Raw genomic sequence first — 23,393 nt, 5'->3', positions numbered from 1 at the left:
TCTCGAGTTTCTGTACGGCTCTTCCTCGGTAATGGCTAAACGAATAAATGGAGAACGGCCGTTTAAAGCCGTTCGATTCCAATGGGCATTAATCAATCGTTCCAACCGGTGCTTCTGTATCTGCAATCGGAAGGATGTTCAATGAATCCGCAGGCTGAAGATCTTCTTCTTCATCCAGGTCGCGCAATTCGATTTCTTCATCATCAATCGTCAGCATCTTGACATCCATACCTAAACTTTGAAGCTCTTTAATCAAAACTTTGAATGATTCCGGCACACTTGGTTCCGGTACACTTTCACCTTTGACGATCGCTTCATACGTTTTCACGCGGCCTACGACGTCATCCGACTTCACGGTTAAGATTTCCTGCAATGTATGTGCAGCACCATATGCTTCAAGTGCCCATACTTCCATTTCACCAAAACGCTGTCCGCCGAATTGTGCTTTACCACCCAATGGCTGTTGTGTAACCAATGAGTAAGGTCCAGTTGAACGGGCGTGCAATTTATCATCGACCATGTGGGCAAGTTTGATCATATACATGATCCCTACAGACACACGGTTATCGAATGCTTCACCAGAACGGCCATCATAGAGAATTGTTTTGCCATCGCGCGGCATACCTGATTCTTCCATTGTTTCCAGTACATCTTCTTCATTCGCTCCATCAAATACAGATGAAGCCATATGAATTCCAAGTGAACGGGAAGCCATTCCAAGATGCAGTTCAAGTACCTGACCGATATTCATACGCGATGGTACACCAAGTGGGTTCAACATGATGTCGACCGGTGTGCCGTCTGGCATGAATGGCATATCTTCTTCAGGAAGAATTCTTGAAATAACACCTTTGTTTCCGTGGCGTCCAGCCATTTTATCGCCGACGGAGATTTTACGTTTTTGAACGATATATGCACGAACCAACTGGTTTACACCCGGTGGCAATTCGTCTCCATCTTCACGGTTGAAGATTTTAACATCCAGTACAATACCGCCAGCGCCGTGAGGCACCCGCAATGAAGTATCGCGCACTTCACGTGCTTTTTCACCGAAGATCGCATGAAGAAGACGTTCTTCAGCAGTCAATTCCGTAACGCCCTTAGGTGTTACTTTACCGACTAGAATATCTCCATCTTTCACTTCAGCTCCGACACGGATAATTCCTCGGTCATCCAGGTTACGCAATGCGTCTTCCCCAACGTTCGGGATATCACGCGTAATTTCTTCCGGCCCCAATTTCGTATCACGTGAATCGGATTCGTACTCTTCGATATGGACAGATGTATAAACATCGTCTTTCACTAAGCGCTCACTCATGATGATCGCATCTTCGTAGTTAAAGCCATCCCATGTCATGAAGGCAACCAGTACGTTTCTTCCTAATGCCATCTCCCCACGTTCCATTGAAGGTCCGTCAGCAAGAATGTCGCGTTTGGAAATACGGTCTCCGACTTTAACGATCGGGCGTTGGTTATAACTTGTCCCTTGGTTAGAACGGACGAATTTCTGCAATTTGTAGGTATCCAGGTCGCCTCGGACTTCATTGCCATCCACAACTTCGATGCGGCGGACTGAAATTTCCTTGGCTTCCACGTATTCTACAATGCCATCATGTTTTGCAACGACAGCTGCACCAGAATCACGAGCTGCCAGGTGTTCCATACCGGTTCCAACAAAAGGAGCTTCCGGATTCAATAACGGAACTGCCTGACGCTGCATGTTCGCTCCCATCAATGCTCGGTTGGAGTCATCGTTTTCAAGGAACGGGATACAAGCTGTCGCTACAGAAACGACCTGTTTTGGAGAAACATCCATGTAATCGATGCTGCCGCGTTTATAAACGGTGTTTTCACCGCGGAAACGTGCCACAACACCATCGTCGGCAAATGAACCATCGTCATTCAGCTTCGAGTTGGCCTGAGCCACTACATAGTTATCTTCTTCATCCGCAGTCAGGTAATCAATCTGCGAGGTAACAAGCCCTGTCTCAGGATCTACACGGCGATAAGGGGTTTCAATGAAACCGAACTTATTCACTTTCGCGAATGTTGACAGAGTATTGATCAATCCAATGTTCGGACCCTCAGGTGTTTCAATTGGACACATGCGGCCATAATGCGAATAGTGAACGTCACGCACTTCAAATCCAGCACGTTCACGCGTTAAACCACCGGGCCCAAGCGCCGACAGACGGCGTTTGTGTGTCAATTCAGCCAATGGATTGGTTTGATCCATAAACTGTGAAAGCTGCGAGCTGCCGAAGAACTCTTTAATTGATGCAATAACCGGACGGATATTGATCAATTGCTGAGGGACGATTGCCTGTGTATCGTTAATGGACATCCGTTCGCGCACAACGCGCTCCATACGGGACAATCCAATACGGAATTGGTTCTGAAGCAATTCCCCTACTGAACGAAGACGGCGGTTACCAAGATGATCGATATCATCCGTGTTTCCGACACCGTAAAGTAGGTTAAAGAAGTAACTGATAGAAGAAATAATATCAGCCGGCGTTACATGTTTGATCTTATCTTCTATATAAGCATTACTGATGACAGTGATTTCTTTCTGGTCTTCACTGTTTGGCGCGTAGATTTTGACCGACTGCAAGGTAACTTCGCCTTCCAGAACTCCGCCTACTTGGGAAACAGTATGGAAACCAACTCCATTTTCCAAGTTCGGGATCAAACGATCAAGTACACGACGGTCAATCAATGTGCCAGCTTCAACTAAAATTTCGCCAGTTTCAGGGTCCACCAATGTTTCAGCAATGGTTTGGTTGAAAAGACGGTTTTTAATATGAAGTTTTTTGTTCATTTTATAACGGCCGACATTTGCTAAGTCATAGCGTTTTGGGTCGAAAAAGCGTGAATACAATAAGCTCTTCGCACTTTCAACCGTCGGTGGCTCACCAGGGCGCAAGCGTTCGTAAATTTCAAGAAGCGCTTTTTCTGTGCTCTCTGTGTTATCTTTTTCAAGCGTATTTTGAAGGAATTCGTTATCGCCAAGTAAATCAATGATTTCCTGGTCAGATCCGAAGCCAAGAGCCCTCAAAAGAACCGTTACCGGCAATTTACGTGTGCGGTCAATTCTGACATACACGACATCTTTCGCATCTGTTTCATATTCCAACCATGCTCCACGGTTCGGAATAACAGTTGCTCCAAAGCCTTTTTTACCATTTTTGTCTGTCTTGTCGTGGAAATAAACACTTGGCGAACGAACCAATTGGGAAACGATGACGCGCTCTGCGCCGTTGATGACGAAAGTACCCGTTTCTGTCATTAATGGGAAATCCCCCATAAAGACATCCTGTTCTTTCACTTCATCTGTTTCTTTGTTGTGTAGACGCACTTTGACACGCAGCGGCGCTGCGTAAGTAACGTCACGTTCTTTCGATTCATCGACTGGATACTTCGGTTCCGCGAGACTGTAATCAACAAACTCGAGTGATAGATTCCCTGTGAAATCTTCAATCGGCGAGATATCCCGGAACATTTCGCGAAGTCCTTCTTCAAGGAACCATTCGTAAGATGACGATTGAATTTCGATCAAGTTCGGAAGATCCAGCACTTCACTGATTCTCGAAAAACTTCTGCGTTGACGATGTTGACCGTACTGAACTAGTTGACCTACCAACTTATTCACCCCTCAATAAAACGATTATAGGTCTTTGCGATTTCCACAAAATAGTGTATGATATCGAAAAGACAAAAAGAAAACGAGACTAAATTAGCTCATTTTCGGTTTACACGTGACTAGCTCTGTCGCCATGCCATGCCCGAAAAAGGGCAAACGACCTCAAAATAATAAATTTTGCATTTCATTATAATAACACAGGCGTTTTGTCAAGTCAAACTTTTCTCGCTTCGAAAATAAAGTAACCTTTCTTCTTATCGGCCACTTTTACTTCTCCGAAAAGCTCTTCCAGTTTCACCTGCGTAGAAGGCGCACCCTGCTTTTTCTGGATAACTACCCACAACGATCCACCATCCGCTAACTTTTCAGCAGCTTCTTCATAAAACCGGAAAATGGTGTCTTTCCCTGCCCGAATTGGCGGGTTTGTAAGAATAGCGGAAAACCCGGAAACCCCCACAGCACTCAACCCATCACTTTCGTAAATCTCGGCATTGGAAATATCATTTTTTTCAACATTTGTTTTTGCCAGTTCAATAGCCCGCGTATTCACGTCCACCATATGAACTTGTTTTTGAGGGAATGCTTTGGCGACCGCCATTCCGATTGGCCCGTAACCACAGCCCACATCCAGCACCGGTCCATCTATTTCAGATCCCTGGAATGTTTCAATCAATAAACGCGAACCAAAATCAACTTCACTTTTGCTGAAAACGCCTGCGTCAGTCTGGAACCGGAATTTCTCGCCGCGCAATACGTCTGTCCATTCTCGAGGATTGCTTTTTGTTTGAGGATTTTTGGAATAATAATGTTGGGACATTTAAAGCCCTCCTTACATTCACCATATTACGGACAAATGCCCGCGATGCAAATAAATTGAAAAAGAAGAAAAGCCCGTCGGTATAACCTGACGAACTTCCCCTCCTTTTTTTCATATTTTATAAAATTACTTAACTTCTACTGATGCGCCAACTTCTTCAAGTTTGCCTTTGATTTCTTCAGCATCTTCTTTAGAAACGCCTTCTTTGATTGCTTTAGGAGCTTCGTCTACAAGAGCTTTCGCTTCTTTAAGACCAAGACCAGTTACTTCGCGTACTGCTTTGATTACTTTGATTTTTGAATCGCCAGCAGAAGCTAGGATTACGTCGAATTCAGTTTGTTCTTCAGCAGCAGCACCGCCAGCAGCTGCAGCAGCAACTGGAGCAGCAGCAGTTACGCCGAACTCTTCTTCGATTGCTTTTACTAGGTCGTTTAATTGAAGAACTGTCATTTCTTTGATTGCGTCTAAGATTTGTTCTTGTGTCATTATAGTTTCCTCCTATTGATAGGTAATATTTTTTTCGTGCTTAGCCGGCTAACTTATTAAGCGCCTTGTTCTTCTTTTTGATCTGCAACTGCTTTGGTAGTAGCTGCAAAGTTGCGGACTGGAGCTTGTAGTACGCTGAGTAGCATAGATAGCAAGCCTTCGCGTGATGGAAGTTCTGCCAATGCTTTCACATCTTCAGCAGATGCTACCGCACCTTCGATGATACCTGCTTTAATTTCAAGCGCTTCGTTCGCTTTAGCGAAGTTGTTGATGATTCTTGCTGGCGCTACTACATCTTCGTTAGAAAATGCAATTGCGTTTGGTCCTGTAAAGTGTTCGTTGATTGCTTCAAGACCGTGCATTTCTGTTGCACGACGAGTCATTGAGTTTTTGTAAACTTTAAACTCAATGCCTTCTTCACGAAGCTGTTTACGAAGTTCTGTTAATTGTGCAACGTTCAATCCACGGTAATCAACAACTACAACCGAAGCTGCAGCGCCGAATTTATCAGCGATTGTTTGCACGACAACTTTTTTCGTTTCAACTGCTTTGCTCATTTTGGCACCTCCTATAGATTTTTCATTTATACCGTCCATAAGAAAAGCCTCTGGTCCATTACAGACACAGAGGCATAAAATCAGCATCCAAAAGATGTTATCTGAATTCATCATGTCCTCGGCAGGGATAAATTAAGCGACTGGCGCCCCTACTGTCTGCGGTACAAATGGGTATTTCACAACTCCGCTAGTATAGCAGAGCGGAAATGTAATGTCAATATCTTATTTAGCGACTACTTTAGTTGGGTCAACTTTAACAGCAGGTCCCATTGTAGTAGTAACATTCAATGATTTGATGTAAGTACCTTTAGCAGAAGATGGCTTCGCTTTTAGGACTACGTCATAGATCGCTTCCAAGTTTTCAGCAAGTTTGCTGTCATCAAAAGAAACTTTCCCGATTGGCGCGTGGATGATACCTGTTTTGTCTGCACGGTATTCCACTTTACCAGCTTTGATTTCCTGAACAGCTTTGGTTACATCAAATGTAACTGTACCTGTTTTCGGGTTTGGCATTAAGCCTTTTGGCCCTAAAACGCGTCCAAGTTTACCAACTTCACCCATCATGTCAGGAGTTGCAACGATCACGTCGAAGTCAAACCATCCTTGTTGGATTTTTTGGATATATTCAGCATCGCCTACGAAATCTGCGCCAGCTGCTTCAGCTTCTTTAAGTTTTTCGCCTTTAGCGAAAACCAATACGCTTTGAGTTTTACCAGTTCCGTTTGGAAGTACTACTGCCCCACGGATTTGCTGGTCGTTCTTACGCGTGTCGATTCCAAGACGGAAAGCCACTTCTACTGTAGCGTCAAAGTTCACTGTGCTTGCTTTTTTCGCAAGTTCGATTGCTTCTTTAGCTTCGTATTGTTTTGAACGGTCGATCAATTTTGCTGCTTCTTGCAGCTTTTTGCCTGTTTTAGCCATTTTAAACGTCCTCCTTGTTGTGGTATAACGGAATGAACCTCCCACGATTAAAGGCTGCGCGGTTCATGATGAACTGCGCAACCCATCCAAAAACAACTGCTAGAATTAGTCTTCGATTGTAATGCCCATACTGCGAGCAGTACCTTCAACCATCAACATTGCAGCTTCTACTGAAGCAGCATTTAGATCTGGCATTTTAGTTTCTGCGATTTCGCGAACTTTGTCGCGTTTCACAGTCGCTACTTTATTGCGGTTCGGTTCGCCTGAACCTGATTCAATACCGGCTGCTACTTTTAATAGAACAGCTGCGGGTGGAGTTTTCGTAATGAATGTAAATGAACGATCTTCAAATACTGAAATCTCAACTGGAATGATCAGTCCTGCTTGGTCTGCCGTACGCGCGTTGAACTCTTTACAGAAGCCCATGATGTTAACACCTGCTTGACCCAATGCTGGACCAACTGGTGGCGCTGGATTAGCTTTTGCTGCAGGAATCTGCAATTTTACAACTTTAACAACTTTTTTAGCCACGAAACACACCTCCTTAAGTCCGTGATGTGGTAATAGGGTTTCCCCTCCCACTCAATATCTGTCTGTCAACGATGTTGATAGAATTAGCTAAATTGTACAGATTGTCCTAGGACAGTCTGACCTCTGAAATAATACCATTAATACTTGAGAATAGCAAGGGGCTTTTATACTTTTTGAACTTGCTCGAAATCCAGTTCCATTTTGGTTTCGCGGCCGAAGATATCAATCGACACTTTAACTTTGCCTTTTGTATCATCGATTTCTTCCACTTTCCCTTGGAAGTTGGCGAATGGCCCTTCCATTACTTCAACTGTATCGGCAACTGCAAAGTCAATATCCACTTTGCGTTCAGTCATTCCCATTTGTTTCAGAATGAAATCAACTTCTTCGTCTAATAATGGCGTTGGTTTTGCTCCCCCGCCTGATGACCCGATAAACCCTGTAACTCCTGGTGTATTTCTGACGACATACCAAGATTCATCTGTCATGATCAATTCCACAAGGACATACCCAGGGAATGTTTTGCGCATGACTGTGCGTTTCTTGCCGTCTTTAAAATCTGTTTCCTGTTCTTCCGGAATGATGACGCGGAAAATCAGATCTTCCATACCCATTGTTTCTACACGTTTTTCCAGGTTAGCTTTAACTTTGTTTTCGTACCCGGAATACGTATGGACTACATACCAATTTTTCTCCATAATCGAGCGGACTGAACGTCCATCCCTCCTTTTTTACCAAATGAAAAAACCCGTTCTCATAGAATGACGGGCTATTTTTTATGCGTTATTCTTGTCGGATGACTTAAAGTGCTAAGAACCAACGGAATATTTCCGAGATGCCTGCATCAATTACTGCAAAGAAGAGAGCCATGAAAATACAAGTAGAAAGAACAACGATCGTATAACGAGTTAGTTCTTTTCGCTTCGGCCAGCTAACTTTCCGCATTTCCGAAACGACATTTTTAAAGAAACCGCCAATGTTACCCATTGTTTAAAAAACCTCCGAATTTCAAAATCACTCTATATCGTCCGGCATTCAGTTAAAATTCATATCGTTTGTTTATGCACGGTATGCCCATTGCAATGAGCACAGAATTTTTTGAGTTCCAAACGTGTGCTGGATTCCGCTTTCGCAGGAACCGTGTAATTGCGGGATGCACATTTCGAGCAGCTTAAAACAATTTTTTTAGCCATGTTATCACCTTATTCAAGTTTACAGCTTTTTCAAGGTTATCACCTTCAAACAGACCTGTCAACCGCGCGTCAAGAGCTCGGCATCTCGTTGATCTGCAAGTGGCGTTCGAGTTTTCGCTTGACCCGCTGCAGCGCATTGTCAATTGATTTTACGTGGCGCTCAAGCTTTTCCGAAATTTCCTGGTAGGATTGGCCATCCAGATAAAGGGCCAGCACTTCACGCTCAAGTTCACTCAGTACTTCTCCCATCTTCTCTTCCATATACTGAAATTCCTCGTTATGGATGATCAAATCTTCCGGGTCGTCCACACCGTTTCCAGTCAGTACGTCCATCAAGGTACGGTCAGATTCTTCATCATAAATCGGCTTATCCAAAGATACATAAGAATTCAACGGGATGTGCTTCTGGCGTGTGGCCGTTTTAATGGCCGTGATGATTTGCCGGATGATGCAAAGTTCTGCAAACGCACGGAACGAAGATAATTTATCACTTCGGAAATCACGGATAGCCTTATACAGGCCGATCATGCCTTCCTGGATGATGTCTTCCTTATCGGCACCGATCAAAAAATACGAGCGGGCTTTCATTCGAACAAAAGGCCGGAACTTTGTAATCAAAAAATCCAATGCTTCCGTGTTTCCACTGTGGACTGAACTGACAAGTTCCTCATCTGTCATGTCGGTGAATCGTTGGGGCTGAACTTGATCATTAATCTCCACGGGTGATCCCTCCGATTGCGTGAGCCTCGATATCTTCAGTATACAGGAAGAAAAAAATGAGCGTCAACCGTTCATTTCAAGCCTCTTCGCCATTTTTCGAAAATTTCCGCTACTTCGCCGGACAGCGGTATTTTGGAAATCCCGCGCTGTTCCTGGATTTCTTTTACTTTTTTAGTGATGTTCTCCTGTATTTCAATCATTTCGATTTCCAACTCGCGGGCTGAAATTCGCAAAGCGCCTTTGCCGAAAATGACCCATTGCTCGGTCAGATCCGACGTGGCTACATAAATCTGGTCGCGGCGGTTGTTTAAACTGGTCGCCAGTTTCTCGATCCGTTCATCTGCCGTTTCGCTTTCTTTTGTGAAAATGACTTCAACATCGTGGTGCAGATTCTTGGCTTCAATGCCTGGAACCAGGTGGGCATCAAAAATGATGATGACACGCCATCCTTTGTAACTCCGGTATTCAGCCATGCGCTCTATGAGCCGGTCTCTGGCATTGGCCAATTTGTCTTTCTTCAGTTCTTGCAGTTCCACCCAGTCTCCAATGATATTGTACCCATCAACCAGCAGAATATTCATGGCATTAAACCAGTGGATTGCGCTTTCTGTAAACTTCGTACATCAATAAGCTTGCTGCTACTGAAGCATTCAATGAAGTTACATGGCCGACCATAGGCAATTGGTAAAGGAAATCGCATTTTTCGCGTAAAATCCGGCTCATCCCTTTTCCTTCACTGCCGATGATGACGGCCAACGGAAGAGCTGCATCCATTCTCCGGTAATCCACCGATTCTTTGGCATCTGTACCAGCAATCCAAACTCCACGCTTTTTCAACTCATCCACGGTCTGCGACAAATTATTGATGCGTACAACGGGCACATGTTCAATCGCTCCTGTTGAAGCTTTTGCTACCACACCCGTCAAGCCGACAGCGCGGCGCTTCGGAATAATCAAACCATGCACGCCGATCGCATCAGCCGTTCTCATAATGGAACCCAAATTATGCGGATCTTCCAACTCATCTAGAATCAGGAAAAACGGATCTTCATTTTTTGAAGCAGCTGCCTCGAACAAATCATCCAGGCTCGCGTAATTATAGGCAGCCACTGCTGCTGCAATGCCTTGGTGGTTGGTGTCCGTCAAACCGTCGATTTTCTTCTTCGGCACGGACTGGACGATAACGCCTTTGTCTTTTGCCAGTTGCAGCAATTCGGTGATGCCTTTTTTCTGGACGCCTTCTGCAATCCAGATTTTATTGATATCCCGGTCTGCACGCAGCGCTTCCAAAACCGGATTCTTGCCGCCGATTATCTCTGGTGCCAATTCTTCTTCCGTCATTTCAACACGCCTCCCAGCTCTTCGACAATCTCAATCGCATAGGAAATGATTTCGTCCACACGCGCTTGTTCTTCTTTTAAGTATAGCCAGCCCAGCACCGCTTCAAAAGCCGTACTGAAATTATAAGTCTGGACGTCGGTGTTTTTCGGAACCGATCCCGACTTGGCATTGCGCCCCCGTCTCATGACCGCCAATTCCGCTTCTGTCAGAAATCCTTCTTCCGTCAGCCGCTTCAGGACCATCGCCTGCGCTTTGGCAGAAACGAAAGTGGTCGACTGGCGGTGCAGGATATTTGGTTTAACGCGTCCCGAACGCAATAAATGTTCGCGGATGGACTGCTCATAAACGGCATCCCCCATGTAGGCAAGAGCCAACGCGTTCAGTTGGTCTACATCATTTTTTCGTAAAACATTCAACTTTATTACCCTCTCTTCCAGCGTGTACCTTGTGCCGTATCTTCCAAAATGATATTTTTCTCTTTAAATAAATCACGGATTTCATCAGCCCGGGCAAAATCGCGGTTTTTGCGCGCTTCGATGCGCTCTGCCATCAAAGCCTCGACTTCTTCATCCAGCAATTCTTCCTCTTGGCTGAATGGAACCCCCAACACGCCGGCTAATTCATCAAAGACGGCAATAAAGGTTTCCAGAACCGTTGTTGATGTCTGCTTCTCCAACAAATACGTATTCGACAAACGGGACAAATCAAATAAACTTGAAATGGCATTTGCCGTATTGAAATCATCATCCATCGTTTCAACGAAAGCTGTTTTAATGGCTTCGATTTTATCGATCCAAATATCGGAATGGTCACCCAGGTCAGCTGATGTGCTTAACCGATGCTTCAAATTGGCATATGCCGTACGCAGCCGCTCCAACCCGGCAATGGCATCTTCCACCAATTGCTGCGAGTAGTTGATCGGGTGGCGGTAATGAACCGACAGCATGAAGAAACGCAACACTTGTGGATCAAGTTCCTTCAATATATCGTTCACCAGCACAAAATTGTTCAGTGACTTCGACATTTTTTCGTTATCAATATTAATATACCCATTATGCATCCAATAACGCGCAAAAGGTTTACCGGTTAAAGCTTCCGATTGGGCAATTTCATTTTCATGATGCGGGAAAGTCAAATCTTGTCCGCCTGCATGGATATCGATGGTATCACCCAAATGTTCACGCGCCATGACCGAGCACTCAATATGCCAGCCCGGACGCCCTTTGCCCCATGGGCTGTCCCATGAAATCTCTTTCGGCTTCGCTGTTTTCCACAAAACAAAATCCAATTCGTCTTCTTTTTTGTCGCCGGTTTCAATGCGCGCACCGACTTTCAGTTCGTCGACTGACTGGTGGGACAGTTTGCCGTAGCCTTCAAATTTCCGGGTACGGTAATAGACGTCTCCTTGCGACTCATAGGCATATCCCTTTTCAATCAACGCTGCAATAAAATCGATGATCTGCACCATATGGTCGGTTACACGTGGGTGGACGTCCGCTTCTGCGCAGCCCAACGCTTTCGTATCTTCAAAATAAGCAGCGATAAACCGCTCTGCAATTTCCGGTACTTCCTGGCCGAGTTCGTTGGCCGCTTTGATCAATTTATCATCAACGTCAGTAAAGTTCGATACATACTTCACATCATAGCCGCGGTATTCCAGATGGCGGCGCACTGTATCATAGACGATTACCGGACGCGCGTTGCCGATGTGGATGTAATTATAAACAGTCGGTCCGCAGACATACATTTTTACTTTTCCTTCTTCTAAAGGAACGAACTCTTCTTTTTGCCGTGACAATGAATTAAAAATCTGGATAGTCATAAACGTTGCCCTTCTTCCTGCCTAGCTTTTTTTAACTCTTCAACTTCTTGCTGTAATCTGGCAATCTTCATTTCCATGCTTTCGCATTTATCCATAACGGGATCCGGCATATTCTGATGGTTCAAATCCGGCTTAATTCTGACGCCGTTTTGAATCACCACTTTCCCCGGAATCCCGACTACTGTCGAATTCATCGGTACGTTCTTCAACACCACTGATCCCGCTCCAACTTTGGAATTGGCACCGACAACGATCGATCCAAGTACTTTGGCGCCAGTGGCAACCAGCACATTGTCTTCCAATGTCGGATGGCGTTTCCCGCGTTCTTTCCCGGTACCGCCTAACGTAACGCCCTGGTACAAGGTGACATTGTCACCGATTTCACAAGTTTCTCCAATGACCACGCCCATCCCGTGGTCAATAAAGAAGCGGCGGCCAATGACCGCACCTGGATGGATTTCGATTCCTGTGAAAAAGCGGCTGATCTGTGAAATGACACGGGCAATGAAAAATAGTTTATTCTTGAAGAAAAAATGTGCCAGCCGATGCGCCCAGATGGCGTGCAAACCGGAATACGTCAAAATGACTTCCAAATAATTGCGGGCTGCCGGATCCTGCTCGAAAATAACATCAACGTCATCTTTCAATAATTTAAACATCTCTATCGCTCCCTTTCGTATCCAAAATAAAAAGCGCCCCTGTCACATTACATGACAGAGACGCATAGCTGCGCGGTTCCACTCTGATTAAAAGGGCAACTGCACCCTTTTCTCTCGAAGGCCTATAACGCAGGCAAGACGTCTGGTCTACTTGATTCGACTCAGCACTCAGAGAGGCATTTCGATGCAGCAGCGGCCCAGATCCCTTTCAGCCGGTGGGGACCTTCTCTTGAGAGCTTTCTGCATGTACTTCTTCTCGTCAACGTTTTTATTAATGGTAAATTCATTTTACACCGTCAGCTCAATAAGTCAACGTTAGGCACTTGCGTATTGTGAAACACGGGCGATGGCTTTGTCTTTTCCTAATAAGGAAATGGCATCCGGCAATTCAGGCCCATGCATTTGTCCAGTGATTACGACACGGATTGGCATGAACAGGTTTTTGCCTTTATGGCCAGTTGTTTTTTGGACCGCCTTGATTGCGGCTTTGATCTCAGCCGGCTCAAAGTTTTCCAATGAAGCCAATTGCTCTTTGAATGCCGTCATCACTTCAGGCACTTGTTCAGCAGCCAAAATTTCTTTTTCGGCTTCCCCATAGGACAATTCTTCTGTAAAGAACTGCTCGGAAAGCTCAGTGATTTCTGCTCCATAACTCAACTGTTCATGGTACAAAGCCACCAGCTTGTTCGCCCATTCCGCTTGCTCCGGCGTCATTTCTTCCGGCAGCTTGCCTGCTTTCTGCAAATGCGGAAGAGACAATTTCACCACTTCTTCAAGCGGCAATTGCTTGATGTATTGGTTGTTCATCCACATTAATTTCTGCTTATCGAACATCGATGGCGATTTAGACAGACGCTCTACATCGAAGATGCGGATCAAGTCTTCTTTCGAGAAAATCTCTTCTTCGCCTTCTGGAGACCAGCCAAGAAGCGCAAAGAAATTAAACAAAGCTTCCGGAATATAGCCAAGGTCTTTGTACTGCGAAATGAACTGCAGAATCGACTCATCGCGTTTCGATAATTTTTTGCGGTCCTCGTTGATGATTAAGGTCATGTGGCCATAACTTGGATATTCCCAACCAAATGCATCATAGATCATCATCTGTCTTGGTGTATTCGATAAATGCTCTTCTCCTCGGAACACATGGGAAATTTTCATCAAATGATCATCGATGACCACAGCAAAGTTATATGTTGGGATACCGTTGGTTTTCACCATGACCCAATCGCCGACATCTTTTGATTCGAATGAAATCGGACCACGCACTAAATCGTTGAACTCATATGTTACTGAAGCAGGAACTTTCGCACGAATCGTAAACGACTTGCCTTCCGCTTCTTTTTCAGCCACTTCTTCAGCTGTCAAGTTGCGGCAAGTGCCGCTGTATTGAGGCGCTGCGATACCCGATGCTTTTTGCGCATCGCGTTCTGCTTCCAATTCTTCAGGTGTACAGAAGCATTTATAAGCCAAGCCTTTTTCAAGCATCTGGTCTGAATGCTCCTTATACGTATCCAACCGTTCCATCTGGCGATAAGGACCGTATTCTCCGCCGATATCAATCGACTCATCATGCTCGATGCCAAGCCATTTCAAGTTATCCAGCTGAGACATAATGCCGGTTTCGATATTGCGGGCTGTATCGGTATCTTCAATGCGTACAATGAATTTCCCGTTATTATGGCGTGCAAATAAGTAATTGAATAATGCTGTACGTGCGCCGCCGATGTGCAAATGGCCTGTCGGGCTTGGCGCATAACGTACGCGTACTTCTTGTGTCATGTAAGTTCCTCCTAAATTATCGTATCCTTCTGTTATTCTATCACTCTGGGACATCAAGCGAAACCGGACGTTTGTTCAATAAGATCACCGCTAATGCCGCAATTCCTTCTTCACGGCCAGTAAACCCAAGATGCTCAGAAGTCGTCGCTTTAACATTGACCTGCGAAATATCCGCTTCCAATAAGTTCGCAATCGATTCGCGCATTTGTTCGATATAAGGAGCCAGCTTCGGTTTTTGGGCGATGACTGTGCAATCGACATTGCCCAGCTCATAGCCTTGCTCTTTTACATATTCCCAAATATGCGTCAGCAATTTTCGGGAATCGGCGTCTTTAAATTCAGGATCGGTATCCGGGAAATGCTTGCCGATATCCCCTCCGCCAATTGCGCCAAGCGCTGCATCTGTAATGGTATGCAGCAAGACATCCGCATCTGAATGGCCAAGAAGCCCTCGATCATGTTCAATCTCCACGCCGCCTAAAATAAATGGGCGTCCTTCTGCCAGTTGATGCACGTCATAACCTTGTCCAATTCTAATCATTTCTGTTCCTCCTGTATGCGACTCTCCAAAATAGCTCGTCCATAAATCAAGTCATCTGGCGTCGTCATTTTAATATTTTCGTATGTACTTTCAATAATAGCTACCGGGTAGTCCATACGTTCAACAAGCATCGCCTCGTCGGTTCCCATGAATCCATCATTGTGCGCTGCCTGAGCCGCTTTTAAGATCAATGAATAGCGGAAAGCCTGCGGCGTCTGGATCATCCACAATTGATTGCGGTCGACCGTTTCAGAAATGACGCCATTTTCCACTTTTTTGATAGTGTCTTTGACCGGCACTCCAGCGACGGCAGCTCCGGATTCCTGCGCTGCCTCTACCAAGCGTGCAATGACTTCGTGATCGATGAAAGGTCGGGCAGCATCATGAACCAAAACAACGCCACAAGGCGGAATCGCTTCAAGACAGGCTCTAACACTATCCTGCCGCTCCGTTCCACCTGCAGCGTACCCTTTTACTTTCGTAATATCATAGCGTTTTACATACTCTTCGATCAGTTCCCGTTCGTGCTCTTTTACCGCCAGCCAAATAGCCTCGCAATTCGGATCCCGCTCAAACACTTCCAGCGTATAGAGAAAAATCGGTTTGCCGAAAAGTTCGAGCAATAATTTATTTTTATCTGCTTTCATTCGTTTCCCGCTGCCGGCAGCAGGCAGGACGACTGTATAGTTCATTGGATAACATCCTTTATCAATTTGTTGCAGTTTGTTTGCCGTCTCGCGGCTTCGCAAAAATCATCCGTCCTGCAGAAGTCTGTAAAACGCTGGTGACAGTGACATTGATCGCCTGGCCAATAAACCCTTTGCCATCTTCAATCACAATCATCGTGCCATCATCCAGATAAGCTACACCTTGATTTTGCTCTTTGCCGTCTTTGATGACCACTACATGCATATCTTCCCCCGGAATCACAACCGGTTTCACAGCGTTTGCCAAGTCATTGATATTCAAGACAGGTACATTATGAAGTTCACATACTTTATTGAGATTAAAATCATTGGTGACCACTTGACCGCCCATTTTTTTTGCAGCGCGCATCAATTTTAAATCGACTTCACTGACTTCGTCAAAGCTTTCTTCTGTAATCATAATCGCATCCACGCGTTCACTTTGAAGCCGTTTCAAAATGTCCAAGCCTCTCCTGCCGCGCGTTCGTTTCAGCGTGTCCGAAGAATCGGCAATATGCTGAAGCTCAGATAACACAAATTGTGGAACGACAAAGGTGCCTTCCATAAAACCAGTTGCCGAGATGTCCGCAATCCGACCATCAATTATGACACTGGTATCAAGCAGCTTATAAGACACTTTCTCAACCGGTTCTTCCGGCTCCAGCTTTTTCACCGGGGCAAACTTCGCCGGCGTCAACATGGTCAGCATTTCTTCGCGTTTTTGGAAGCCTACCTGAAAACCTAAATAACCAAGCACGACAGATAATATTAATGGTGCCACAGTGGCCACCAATGGAATATCAACGGTACTCAGCGCAAAGCCAATCAGGAACGCCACCACAAGGCCAATAATCATTCCGACCGTACCGAACAATAAATCCGGCGTCGGTGCATGAAGCAGTTTCTCTTCCATCCACTTCATGAAATTTATCAAAGAATCTACAAATAATAAAGATAACAGGAAAAAGACCAGAGCACCAACAATTGCTGCTACGTAAGGGTTACTGATCCATGGATTGTCGAGAAGGGGAATAAGTTCAAATGCAGATGGCAATAATAAGATTCCGACTGTCGCACCAATAAGTAAAAACATAATTTTAATAATAGGTCTTAACACGCGCTCCACCTCCTTTTTTAATTATACACATTTTAAATCTGAAACGCTTTAATGACCCTTATTTAGAAATAAAAGGAGGCATATAGCCTCCTTACTGTGGAAAAATCTCTTTTAACGCATCATTAACACTTTCTACACCGACTACGCGAATCCCTTCCGGATAATCCCAACCGCCTAAATTTGACGCTGGAACAATTGCCCGTTTAAAGCCGAGCTTAGCTGCTTCCTGCACGCGCTGTTCAATACGCGACACACGCCTTACTTCACCGGTCAATCCTACTTCGCCGATGATGCAATCGTACACATTTGGAGCCTTGTCACGGAAACTGGAAACAATGCTTGCGAGGACAGCTAAATCGATAGCGGGTTCATCCAGCTTCACGCCGCCTGCCACTTTGATGTACGCATCCTGTGACTGCAGCAGCATGCCCACCCGTTTTTCCAGCACAGCCATCAGCAGCGACACACGGTTGACATCGATGCCTGTTGCCATGCGTTTCGGATAGTTGAAACTCGATGGCGTCACCAACGCCTGAATTTCAACCAATATCGGACGTGTGCCTTCCATTGAAGCGACGACTGTCGAACCGGCTGAACCACTCGTCCGCTCCTGCAGGAACAGTTCAGATGGGTTCAACACTTCTTTCAAGCCGCTCTGGAGCATCTCGAAAATAGCGATTTCATTGGTCGAGCCAAAACGGTTTTTGACGCTGCGCAAAATCCGGTACGTATGATGGCGTTCACCTTCGAAATACAGAACAGTATCCACCATATGCTCCAAGATACGCGGCCCTGCAATCTGGCCTTCTTTTGTTACGTGGCCCACGAGGAAAATGGCAATATTCTTCGTTTTTGCAATCCGCATCAATTCGGCCGTACTTTCCCTAACCTGTGTCACGCTGCCTGGCGCAGAAGTCACTTCAGGGTGGTGAACCGTCTGAATCGAATCGACAATGACAAAATCAGGAGCTACATCTTCAATGGTATGATGAATCAATTCAAGATTCGTTTCTGCATAAATGAACAGCTCTGAAGACGAAGCATCGAGACGTTCTGCCCGCAACTTGGTCTGGCGGATCGATTCTTCTCCGGAAATGTATAATACCCGGCTTCCGCTATTGGCAAGCATCGCCGATACCTGTAACAGCAAAGTCGATTTACCGATACCCGGATCTCCACCAATCAGCACCAGCGAGCCCGGCACAATTCCCCCGCCGAGGACACGGTTCAATTCACTCAATTCTGTTTCTACTCTTGGTTCATCCTGCGTTTCAATGGCATTGATCGGCGTCGCTTTCTGAGGAACCGATGCACTGTGCTGAAAAGCGCCGCGTGTCCCTTTCGGTGCAGCCACTTCCACTTCCTCAGTCATCGTATTCCATGCCGCACAACCCGGACATTTCCCCATCCATCTGGCTGATTCATAGCCACAAGACTGACAGATGAATTTCGTCTTTTTCTTAGCCATGTGTACCTCCTAAAATAGAAAAACCGCTCGCCGGAGAGCGTCTCCGGCGAGCGGAATGTTCTTATTGTTTTTCCACTACCGCTTCTTTCACTTCTTCTGTTGCTTTTGTGCGAACGATGAAGTCATCGTCCTCCACATCGAAGATAATGCGTTGGCCTGAGAGGGCTGTACCTTTTAACAACTCTTCTGACAAGCGGTCTTCCACGTGTTTTTGAAGAGAACGACGAAGTGGACGCGCCCCGTATTCCGGGTCATATCCTTCTTTAGCGACTTTTTCAAGCGCAGCATCGGTCAGCTCCAAATCGATATCCTGCTCTTTCAAGCGTTCCACCAATTGCTTGGTCATCAAATTCACGATCTCTCTCAAGTTCTCTTTTTCAAGAGAGTGGAAGACGATCATGTCATCAATACGGTTCAAGAACTCTGGGCGGAATGCTTTCTTCAATTCAGCAAGCATTTTGCCTTTCATGTCTTTATAATCTGTTTTCGAATCCTCTAAATTGAATCCGACGTATTTATTGTATTTCAGCTCTTCTGCACCAACGTTTGACGTCATGATGATGACAGTGTTGCGGAAATCGACTCTGCGGCCTTTAGAATCCGTCAAACGGCCATCTTCAAGGACTTGCAGTAAGATATTGAAGACATCAGGGTGAGCTTTTTCAATTTCATCAAGCAAGACCACTGAATATGGTTTTCTGCGAACTTTTTCAGTCAACTGTCCGCCTTCTTCATAGCCGACATATCCTGGAGGTGAACCGACCAGACGTGATGTCGAATGTCTTTCCATATACTCGGACATATCAATGCGGATCATTGCATCTTCATCCCCGAACATAGATTCAGCGAGCGCACGTGCCAATTCCGTTTTACCGACACCTGTTGGTCCAAGGAAAATAAATGAGCCGATTGGACGTTTAGGATCTTTCAATCCAGCACGAGCACGACGGATCGCTTTCGAAATCGATGTAACAGCTTCTTCCTGCCCGATGATGCGGTTGTGAAGAATCGATTCCAGGTTGAGCAATTTATCAGATTCTGTTTGAGCCAGTTTTGAAACCGGAATGCCGGTCCACATGGACACGACTTTCGCAATGTCCTCCACTGTTACTTCAGACTCTTCTTTGCCTTGCTTTTCTTTCCATTCTTTCTTCGTTTTATCTAATTGGTTCTGCAATTTCTGTTCTGCATCACGGAGCGAAGCCGCTTTCTCAAATTCCTGGCTTTGCACTGCTTCATTTTTCTCAGAACGTGCAGCTTCCAAGCGTGCTTCCAACTCCTTCAAATCTGGTGGAGTTGTATAAGAGCGAAGTCTTACTTTAGAGCCTGCCTCATCAATCAGGTCAATCGCTTTATCCGGAAGGAAACGATCCGAAATGTAGCGGTCTGACATTTTAGCTGCCGCTTCAATTGCTTCATCCGTGATTTTCACACGGTGATGCGCTTCATAGCGATCACGCAATCCGCGGATAATCTGAATCGACTCTTCAACAGTAGGCTCATCCACTTGAATCGGTTGGAAACGGCGTTCAAGAGCCGCATCTTTTTCAATGTACTTGCGGTACTCATCCAAAGTTGTAGCACCGATACATTGAAGTTCTCCACGCGATAGGGAAGGTTTCAGGATATTGGATGCATCAATCGCACCTTCTGCCCCACCTGCTCCGATTAACGTGTGAAGCTCATCAATGAAGAGAATGACATTGCCCGCTTGGCGAATTTCATCCATTACTTTTTTCAAGCGATCTTCAAACTCGCCACGGTATTTGGTTCCAGCAACCACTGTACCCATATCCAAGACCATAACGCGCTTGTCGCGCAAAGTTTCCGGGATTTCATTGTTGACGATTTGTTGAGCCAAACCTTCTGCAATCGCTGTTTTACCGACACCTGGTTCCCCGATCAATACAGGATTGTTTTTCGTTCTGCGGCTCAATACTTCAATAACGCGTGTGATTTCATCACTGCGGCCGATGACCGGATCCAAGCCGCCATCACGGGCCACCTGAGTCAAATCACGTGCCAAGCCATCCAGCGTCGGGGTATTTGCCGAAGCATTCGGGCTTGTGCCTGTAGACGCCTGTTCATTGTTGCCCAGAAGCTGCAACACCTGCTGGCGTGCTTTGTTCAAGCTGACGCCTGCATTACCTAATACACGCGCTGCAACGCCTTCACCTTCGCGAATCAACGCCAACAGCAAGTGTTCTGTACCAATATAAGAATGGCCCAATTTACGGGACTCATCTACTGACAATTCAATGACTTTTTTCGCTCTCGGCGTATAATGCACAATCGGGCCCACATCTTTTTCGCCGACACCGACAAGTTCCTTAACGCCTTCTTCAATCAATTGTGTATTCACTTCAATCGCTTCCAGAGCTTTAGCAGCAATGCCGCCGCCTTCGCGAATTAAACCGAGAAGAATGTGCTCTGTACCGATTGATTCATGTTTCATGCGAATGGCCTCTTCTTGAGCTAACTGAAGAACTTTTTGTGCGCGTTGTGTAAATCGATTAAACATCATGCAAGATCCTCTCCTTCACTATTTATACCTTCTTTATTCAATCGCTCCCGGAACAGCTTCGCCCGGGCAAAATCGCGTTCTTTCGGCTGCAGCGGCTTATCTGCATATTGCTGCAGGAAGGCCGGCTGCATAAAAATCATCAATTCATTTAAAATCGACATGTCTACATCTTGGATCATCTTTAAATCAATACCCAATCGAACATCTGACAAACAAGTGGCAGCTTCTTCCGTCGTCAGCAGTCTCGAATGGGTAAGAGTTCCAAGTGACCGATAGACACGATCTTCCAACACCAGCGGCGAATTCAACAAAATTGCTTCCCGCGCTTTGCGTTCCTGTTGGATAATCTGTTCCGTCATATTCTCCAAATCCTGAAGAATTTCGTACTCAGACTTACCTAGCGTCAATTGATTGGATATTTGATAAACATTTCCTAATGCTTCACTGCCTTCACCATAAATGCCACGAACTACCATGCCAAGCCTTGAAATCGCTGGAATGATCCGTTGAATTTGATGGGACATCGTCAATGCCGGCAAATGGAGCATGACTGAAGCCCTCATTCCAGTCCCCACATTCGTAGGGCAACTAGTTAAGTAGCCGTATTTTTCGTGAAAGGCATAAGATAAGTTCTTTTCTAATAAGGAATCTAACTCATTCGCTATCTTATACGCTTTCTGAAGATGGAATCCTGACTGCAGACTTTGTATCCGCAAATGATCCTCTTCATTTACCATAATACTCAGCTCTTCGTTATCAGACAATAAAACAGAACCGGAATGTTGGCTATTGGCCAGATAAGGACTGATTAGGTGTTTTTCCACCAGTACTTCCTTTTGGAGTTTAGCAAGTTCTTCAATACTGATATGGCTGAAAGTATAGTCCAACTCGCCACCTTTATCCAGTAATACAGATGAAATCTCTTTATCTACTTTAAGTGCCTCATCTTCAGTAAAAGAATACGGAAACTTGAAATTCTCTAAATTTCTAGCCAACCGGATTCTTGTACTCATTGCAATATCAACATTCTCTCCATCGTTCGCCATCCAGCTGCTTGCTCGAGGTTGGAGAAACCGTTCAACTGCCATTGGAAGCACCTCCCTCAAGCTTGGAACTCAAAACTTTTACTTCATCTCTTAGCCGTGCAGCTTCCTCAAAATCCTCTTCACTCACAGAAACCTGCATTTGCTTGCGCAGTTCCTCTATTTCTTTTTTTATTTTTAAAGTTGTGCCATAAGAAGCAGGGATCTTCCCAGTGTGTTCTGTATTCCCATTATGAAACCTTTTAAATATTTCATCCAATTGGGAGGAAAATGCATCATAACAAGAAGCACAACCAAACTTGCCAAGCTGCAGGAACTTCGGAAAACTAAATCCGCAGGATGGACAGGTCACCGCTTCTTTTCTGACAGGGTTAACGGATGCCTGCGAATTAGGGAACCAATTTGATAATAGCTGATGAATAGCCAATGGATCCTGTTCAAAAGCAATATTAATGCTATGGTTTTCAGCTGCACAGATATGGCATAAATGAAGCTCCGTTATCTGTCCTTGTTGCTGTTGTTTAACTATTACTGATGCAGAACGTTCTCCGCACTGATCGCAAATCATCTTTTCACCCCTTTATATCGTGGTTTGATACTTAATTGTAAAGAGCATCGCTATAAGAATACGAGCTCGGACTTCATCACGCGTCGGAAGAGGCAAAAGCAGCGTCGCGCGATCTACAGCACTGAGAATCAGCTTTGCTTCTCTTTTAGAAATAACCTCTTCATCCAGCAACCTAAAAACAATATCTTCTGCCATTACTTGAGTGGCACCATGTTCTAAGCGCTGAATCACATCTGCGATTACATCTGATTTTTGATGAAGCCTGATTCTTTTAATTCGAATATACCCGCCACCACCGCGCTTACTTTCTACCAAATATCCACGGTCAACTGTAAATCGAGTATTGATGACGTAGTTTATTTGAGAAGGAACACATTGAAACTTTTCAGCTACTTCACTGCGTTTAATTTCAATATGGTCTCTCTCGCTTAATTCGATAACCTGCTTCAAATAACCTTCTATTACATCCGAAATATTCCGCATCGCTTTCACCTCTTCGATACATAATATGCCAAAGTTGACTTTGACTATATTTGACTTAATTATACACCAAGCTTTTTGCGGATATCAAATAGTACGAATCAGAATTTACAATCAAAAAAGTCCCGAAGCAATTTCGCTTCAAGACTTCCTGTTTATTCCTGATCCAATATTCTCTTCACAAAATCTTTTGCATGGCTGGATACAGATTCTGTTTTTTCTTCCATGTACTTAGTCTTCCACTTAATGCCTTCCTGCCAGACCTCCACCACATCGCCAACTGAAACATTATGAGTAAAATCTGTTATTGGAAAAGTATACTGTTCTTCCCCATTTTCAATTGTTTTTAACAATGCTGTTCTTTTATCAATAGCTTCGACTCTATAAATACCGGGTTTCATAATCCTCACCTCACTCCTGCTTTTCCCATTTCACATCCTCTTCAATCCTTATTCTCAATTATTATAAATAACTTTTATAGAACAACGTTTTTTTCA

The 23,393-nt window shown here is 44.9% G+C and carries 25 protein-coding genes and 2 other annotated features; all 25 genes read right to left on the bottom strand.

All coding sequences use genetic code 11. The features are described from left to right. Nucleotides 1-88 precede the first annotated feature (88 nt). Nucleotides 89-3,643, bottom strand: a complete 3,555-nt coding sequence (gene rpoB / locus QMA01_RS17240) for a DNA-directed RNA polymerase subunit beta (RefSeq protein WP_191716864.1) — start codon at nucleotides 3,641-3,643, stop codon at nucleotides 89-91. 214 nt (nucleotides 3,644-3,857) lie between these two features. After that, a complete protein-coding gene (locus tag QMA01_RS17235) occupies nucleotides 3,858-4,460 on the bottom strand; it encodes a class I SAM-dependent methyltransferase (protein ID WP_191716863.1) in 603 nt (200 codons plus the stop codon). Between the two features lie 126 nt (nucleotides 4,461-4,586). After that, nucleotides 4,587-4,946, bottom strand: a complete 360-nt coding sequence (gene rplL / locus QMA01_RS17230; RefSeq protein WP_191716862.1) for a 50S ribosomal protein L7/L12 — start codon at nucleotides 4,944-4,946, stop codon at nucleotides 4,587-4,589. A gap of 56 nt (nucleotides 4,947-5,002) precedes the next feature. Then, a complete protein-coding gene (gene rplJ / locus QMA01_RS17225) occupies nucleotides 5,003-5,503 on the bottom strand; it encodes a 50S ribosomal protein L10 (protein ID WP_191716861.1) in 501 nt (166 codons plus the stop codon). A gap of 31 nt (nucleotides 5,504-5,534) precedes the next feature. Continuing rightward, nucleotides 5,535-5,683 (bottom strand) — a sequence feature (ribosomal protein L10 leader region). Between the two features lie 42 nt (nucleotides 5,684-5,725). Further along, entirely contained in the window at nucleotides 5,726-6,424 is a 699-nt protein-coding gene (gene rplA / locus QMA01_RS17220) for a 50S ribosomal protein L1 (RefSeq protein ID WP_191716860.1), read from the bottom strand. Between the two features lie 105 nt (nucleotides 6,425-6,529). Next, nucleotides 6,530-6,955 carry a 50S ribosomal protein L11 gene (gene rplK, locus QMA01_RS17215; protein WP_006828906.1) on the bottom strand — a complete coding sequence of 142 codons (426 nt, stop codon included), beginning with the start codon at nucleotides 6,953-6,955 and terminating at the stop codon, nucleotides 6,530-6,532. A 164-nt stretch (nucleotides 6,956-7,119) separates the two neighbouring features. Beyond that, nucleotides 7,120-7,653 (bottom strand): transcription termination/antitermination protein NusG, encoded by a 534-nt coding sequence (gene nusG / locus QMA01_RS17210; protein WP_142830501.1) that lies wholly within the window; start codon nucleotides 7,651-7,653, stop codon nucleotides 7,120-7,122. 103 nt (nucleotides 7,654-7,756) lie between these two features. Then, nucleotides 7,757-7,942, bottom strand: coding sequence for a preprotein translocase subunit SecE (secE, locus tag QMA01_RS17205; protein ID WP_191716859.1), 186 nt, complete (start codon nucleotides 7,940-7,942; stop codon nucleotides 7,757-7,759). Nucleotides 7,943-8,001: 59 nt separating this feature from the next. After that, nucleotides 8,002-8,148, bottom strand: coding sequence for a 50S ribosomal protein L33 (gene rpmG / locus QMA01_RS17200; RefSeq protein ID WP_142830497.1), 147 nt, complete (start codon nucleotides 8,146-8,148; stop codon nucleotides 8,002-8,004). Between the two features lie 69 nt (nucleotides 8,149-8,217). Continuing rightward, nucleotides 8,218-8,868, bottom strand: a complete 651-nt coding sequence (sigH, locus tag QMA01_RS17195; RefSeq protein ID WP_191716858.1) for an RNA polymerase sporulation sigma factor SigH — start codon at nucleotides 8,866-8,868, stop codon at nucleotides 8,218-8,220. Between the two features lie 71 nt (nucleotides 8,869-8,939). Then, nucleotides 8,940-9,449, bottom strand: a complete 510-nt coding sequence (locus tag QMA01_RS17190) for an NYN domain-containing protein (protein WP_191716857.1) — start codon at nucleotides 9,447-9,449, stop codon at nucleotides 8,940-8,942. Between the two features lie 4 nt (nucleotides 9,450-9,453). Further along, nucleotides 9,454-10,209 (bottom strand): 23S rRNA (guanosine(2251)-2'-O)-methyltransferase RlmB, encoded by a 756-nt coding sequence (rlmB, locus tag QMA01_RS17185; protein WP_191716856.1) that lies wholly within the window; start codon nucleotides 10,207-10,209, stop codon nucleotides 9,454-9,456. Continuing rightward, nucleotides 10,206-10,625: a Mini-ribonuclease 3 gene (locus QMA01_RS17180; protein ID WP_191716855.1), complete on the bottom strand. Its 420-nt coding sequence runs from the start codon at nucleotides 10,623-10,625 to the stop codon at nucleotides 10,206-10,208. Before QMA01_RS17180 ends, rlmB begins: the two co-directional genes overlap by 4 nt. 5 nt (nucleotides 10,626-10,630) lie before the next feature. Continuing rightward, nucleotides 10,631-12,031 carry a cysteine--tRNA ligase gene (gene cysS / locus QMA01_RS17175; protein ID WP_290215549.1) on the bottom strand — a complete coding sequence of 467 codons (1,401 nt, stop codon included), beginning with the start codon at nucleotides 12,029-12,031 and terminating at the stop codon, nucleotides 10,631-10,633. Next, nucleotides 12,028-12,690 carry a serine O-acetyltransferase EpsC gene (gene epsC / locus QMA01_RS17170; protein WP_203341395.1) on the bottom strand — a complete coding sequence of 221 codons (663 nt, stop codon included), beginning with the start codon at nucleotides 12,688-12,690 and terminating at the stop codon, nucleotides 12,028-12,030. The genes cysS and epsC overlap by 4 nt, the downstream gene beginning before the upstream one ends. A gap of 53 nt (nucleotides 12,691-12,743) precedes the next feature. Next, nucleotides 12,744-12,962, bottom strand: a binding site (T-box leader). 43 nt (nucleotides 12,963-13,005) lie between these two features. Then, nucleotides 13,006-14,469, bottom strand: a complete 1,464-nt coding sequence (gltX, locus tag QMA01_RS17165) for a glutamate--tRNA ligase (RefSeq protein ID WP_191716852.1) — start codon at nucleotides 14,467-14,469, stop codon at nucleotides 13,006-13,008. A 40-nt stretch (nucleotides 14,470-14,509) separates the two neighbouring features. Beyond that, nucleotides 14,510-15,010, bottom strand: a complete 501-nt coding sequence (gene ispF / locus QMA01_RS17160; RefSeq protein WP_191716851.1) for a 2-C-methyl-D-erythritol 2,4-cyclodiphosphate synthase — start codon at nucleotides 15,008-15,010, stop codon at nucleotides 14,510-14,512. Further along, a complete protein-coding gene (ispD, locus tag QMA01_RS17155) occupies nucleotides 15,007-15,702 on the bottom strand; it encodes a 2-C-methyl-D-erythritol 4-phosphate cytidylyltransferase (protein ID WP_191716850.1) in 696 nt (231 codons plus the stop codon). Before ispD ends, ispF begins: the two co-directional genes overlap by 4 nt. Nucleotides 15,703-15,718: 16 nt before the next feature. Continuing rightward, nucleotides 15,719-16,813 carry a PIN/TRAM domain-containing protein gene (locus QMA01_RS17150; RefSeq protein ID WP_290187198.1) on the bottom strand — a complete coding sequence of 365 codons (1,095 nt, stop codon included), beginning with the start codon at nucleotides 16,811-16,813 and terminating at the stop codon, nucleotides 15,719-15,721. A 91-nt stretch (nucleotides 16,814-16,904) separates the two neighbouring features. Beyond that, nucleotides 16,905-18,281 carry a DNA repair protein RadA gene (gene radA / locus QMA01_RS17145; RefSeq protein WP_191716848.1) on the bottom strand — a complete coding sequence of 459 codons (1,377 nt, stop codon included), beginning with the start codon at nucleotides 18,279-18,281 and terminating at the stop codon, nucleotides 16,905-16,907. 61 nt (nucleotides 18,282-18,342) lie between these two features. After that, complete coding sequence (locus QMA01_RS17140) at nucleotides 18,343-20,805, bottom strand: ATP-dependent Clp protease ATP-binding subunit (protein WP_191716847.1); 2,463 nt, start codon at nucleotides 20,803-20,805, stop codon at nucleotides 18,343-18,345. Then, entirely contained in the window at nucleotides 20,802-21,893 is a 1,092-nt protein-coding gene (locus QMA01_RS17135; RefSeq protein WP_203341392.1) for a protein-arginine kinase McsB, read from the bottom strand. The genes QMA01_RS17140 and QMA01_RS17135 overlap by 4 nt, the downstream gene beginning before the upstream one ends. After that, on the bottom strand, nucleotides 21,883-22,416 hold the full coding sequence (locus tag QMA01_RS17130) for a UvrB/UvrC motif-containing protein (protein WP_191716845.1): 534 nt from the start codon (nucleotides 22,414-22,416) through the stop codon (nucleotides 21,883-21,885). Before QMA01_RS17130 ends, QMA01_RS17135 begins: the two co-directional genes overlap by 11 nt. Before the next feature lie 12 nt (nucleotides 22,417-22,428). Continuing rightward, nucleotides 22,429-22,899: a CtsR family transcriptional regulator gene (locus QMA01_RS17125; protein ID WP_191716844.1), complete on the bottom strand. Its 471-nt coding sequence runs from the start codon at nucleotides 22,897-22,899 to the stop codon at nucleotides 22,429-22,431. A gap of 152 nt (nucleotides 22,900-23,051) precedes the next feature. Then, nucleotides 23,052-23,297, bottom strand: a complete 246-nt coding sequence (locus QMA01_RS17120) for a hypothetical protein (protein ID WP_191716843.1) — start codon at nucleotides 23,295-23,297, stop codon at nucleotides 23,052-23,054. Between the last annotated feature and the right edge of the window lie 96 nt (nucleotides 23,298-23,393).

This window comes from Planococcus notacanthi (genome assembly GCF_030407825.1).
GTDB classification, from domain to species: domain Bacteria; phylum Bacillota; class Bacilli; order Bacillales_A; family Planococcaceae; genus Planococcus; species Planococcus notacanthi.
The sequence above is the reverse complement of the archived record's forward strand: the minus strand, read 5'-3'. Positions and strand labels throughout refer to the sequence as shown.

Coding starts and splice junctions, on each gene's coding strand:
- ispF (WP_191716851.1), bottom strand. CDS start 15,010: ATGATTAGAATTGGACAAGGTTATGACGTGCATCAACTGGCAGAAGGA.
- rplL (WP_191716862.1), bottom strand. CDS start 4,946: ATGACACAAGAACAAATCTTAGACGCAATCAAAGAAATGACAGTTCTT.
- epsC (WP_203341395.1), bottom strand. CDS start 12,690: ATGTTTAAATTATTGAAAGATGACGTTGATGTTATTTTCGAGCAGGAT.
- rplA (WP_191716860.1), bottom strand. CDS start 6,424: ATGGCTAAAACAGGCAAAAAGCTGCAAGAAGCAGCAAAATTGATCGAC.
- QMA01_RS17120 (WP_191716843.1), bottom strand. CDS start 23,297: ATGAAACCCGGTATTTATAGAGTCGAAGCTATTGATAAAAGAACAGCA.
- QMA01_RS17125 (WP_191716844.1), bottom strand. CDS start 22,899: ATGCGGAATATTTCGGATGTAATAGAAGGTTATTTGAAGCAGGTTATC.
- QMA01_RS17135 (WP_203341392.1), bottom strand. CDS start 21,893: ATGGCAGTTGAACGGTTTCTCCAACCTCGAGCAAGCAGCTGGATGGCG.
- radA (WP_191716848.1), bottom strand. CDS start 18,281: ATGGCTAAGAAAAAGACGAAATTCATCTGTCAGTCTTGTGGCTATGAA.
- rplJ (WP_191716861.1), bottom strand. CDS start 5,503: ATGAGCAAAGCAGTTGAAACGAAAAAAGTTGTCGTGCAAACAATCGCT.
- cysS (WP_290215549.1), bottom strand. CDS start 12,031: ATGACTATCCAGATTTTTAATTCATTGTCACGGCAAAAAGAAGAGTTC.
- QMA01_RS17235 (WP_191716863.1), bottom strand. CDS start 4,460: ATGTCCCAACATTATTATTCCAAAAATCCTCAAACAAAAAGCAATCCT.
- nusG (WP_142830501.1), bottom strand. CDS start 7,653: ATGGAGAAAAATTGGTATGTAGTCCATACGTATTCCGGGTACGAAAAC.
- gltX (WP_191716852.1), bottom strand. CDS start 14,469: ATGACACAAGAAGTACGCGTACGTTATGCGCCAAGCCCGACAGGCCAT.
- ispD (WP_191716850.1), bottom strand. CDS start 15,702: ATGAACTATACAGTCGTCCTGCCTGCTGCCGGCAGCGGGAAACGAATG.
- rpmG (WP_142830497.1), bottom strand. CDS start 8,148: ATGGCTAAAAAAATTGTTTTAAGCTGCTCGAAATGTGCATCCCGCAAT.
- QMA01_RS17130 (WP_191716845.1), bottom strand. CDS start 22,416: ATGATTTGCGATCAGTGCGGAGAACGTTCTGCATCAGTAATAGTTAAA.
- QMA01_RS17190 (WP_191716857.1), bottom strand. CDS start 9,449: ATGAATATTCTGCTGGTTGATGGGTACAATATCATTGGAGACTGGGTG.
- rlmB (WP_191716856.1), bottom strand. CDS start 10,209: ATGACGGAAGAAGAATTGGCACCAGAGATAATCGGCGGCAAGAATCCG.
- secE (WP_191716859.1), bottom strand. CDS start 7,942: ATGGGTAACATTGGCGGTTTCTTTAAAAATGTCGTTTCGGAAATGCGG.
- QMA01_RS17140 (WP_191716847.1), bottom strand. CDS start 20,805: ATGATGTTTAATCGATTTACACAACGCGCACAAAAAGTTCTTCAGTTA.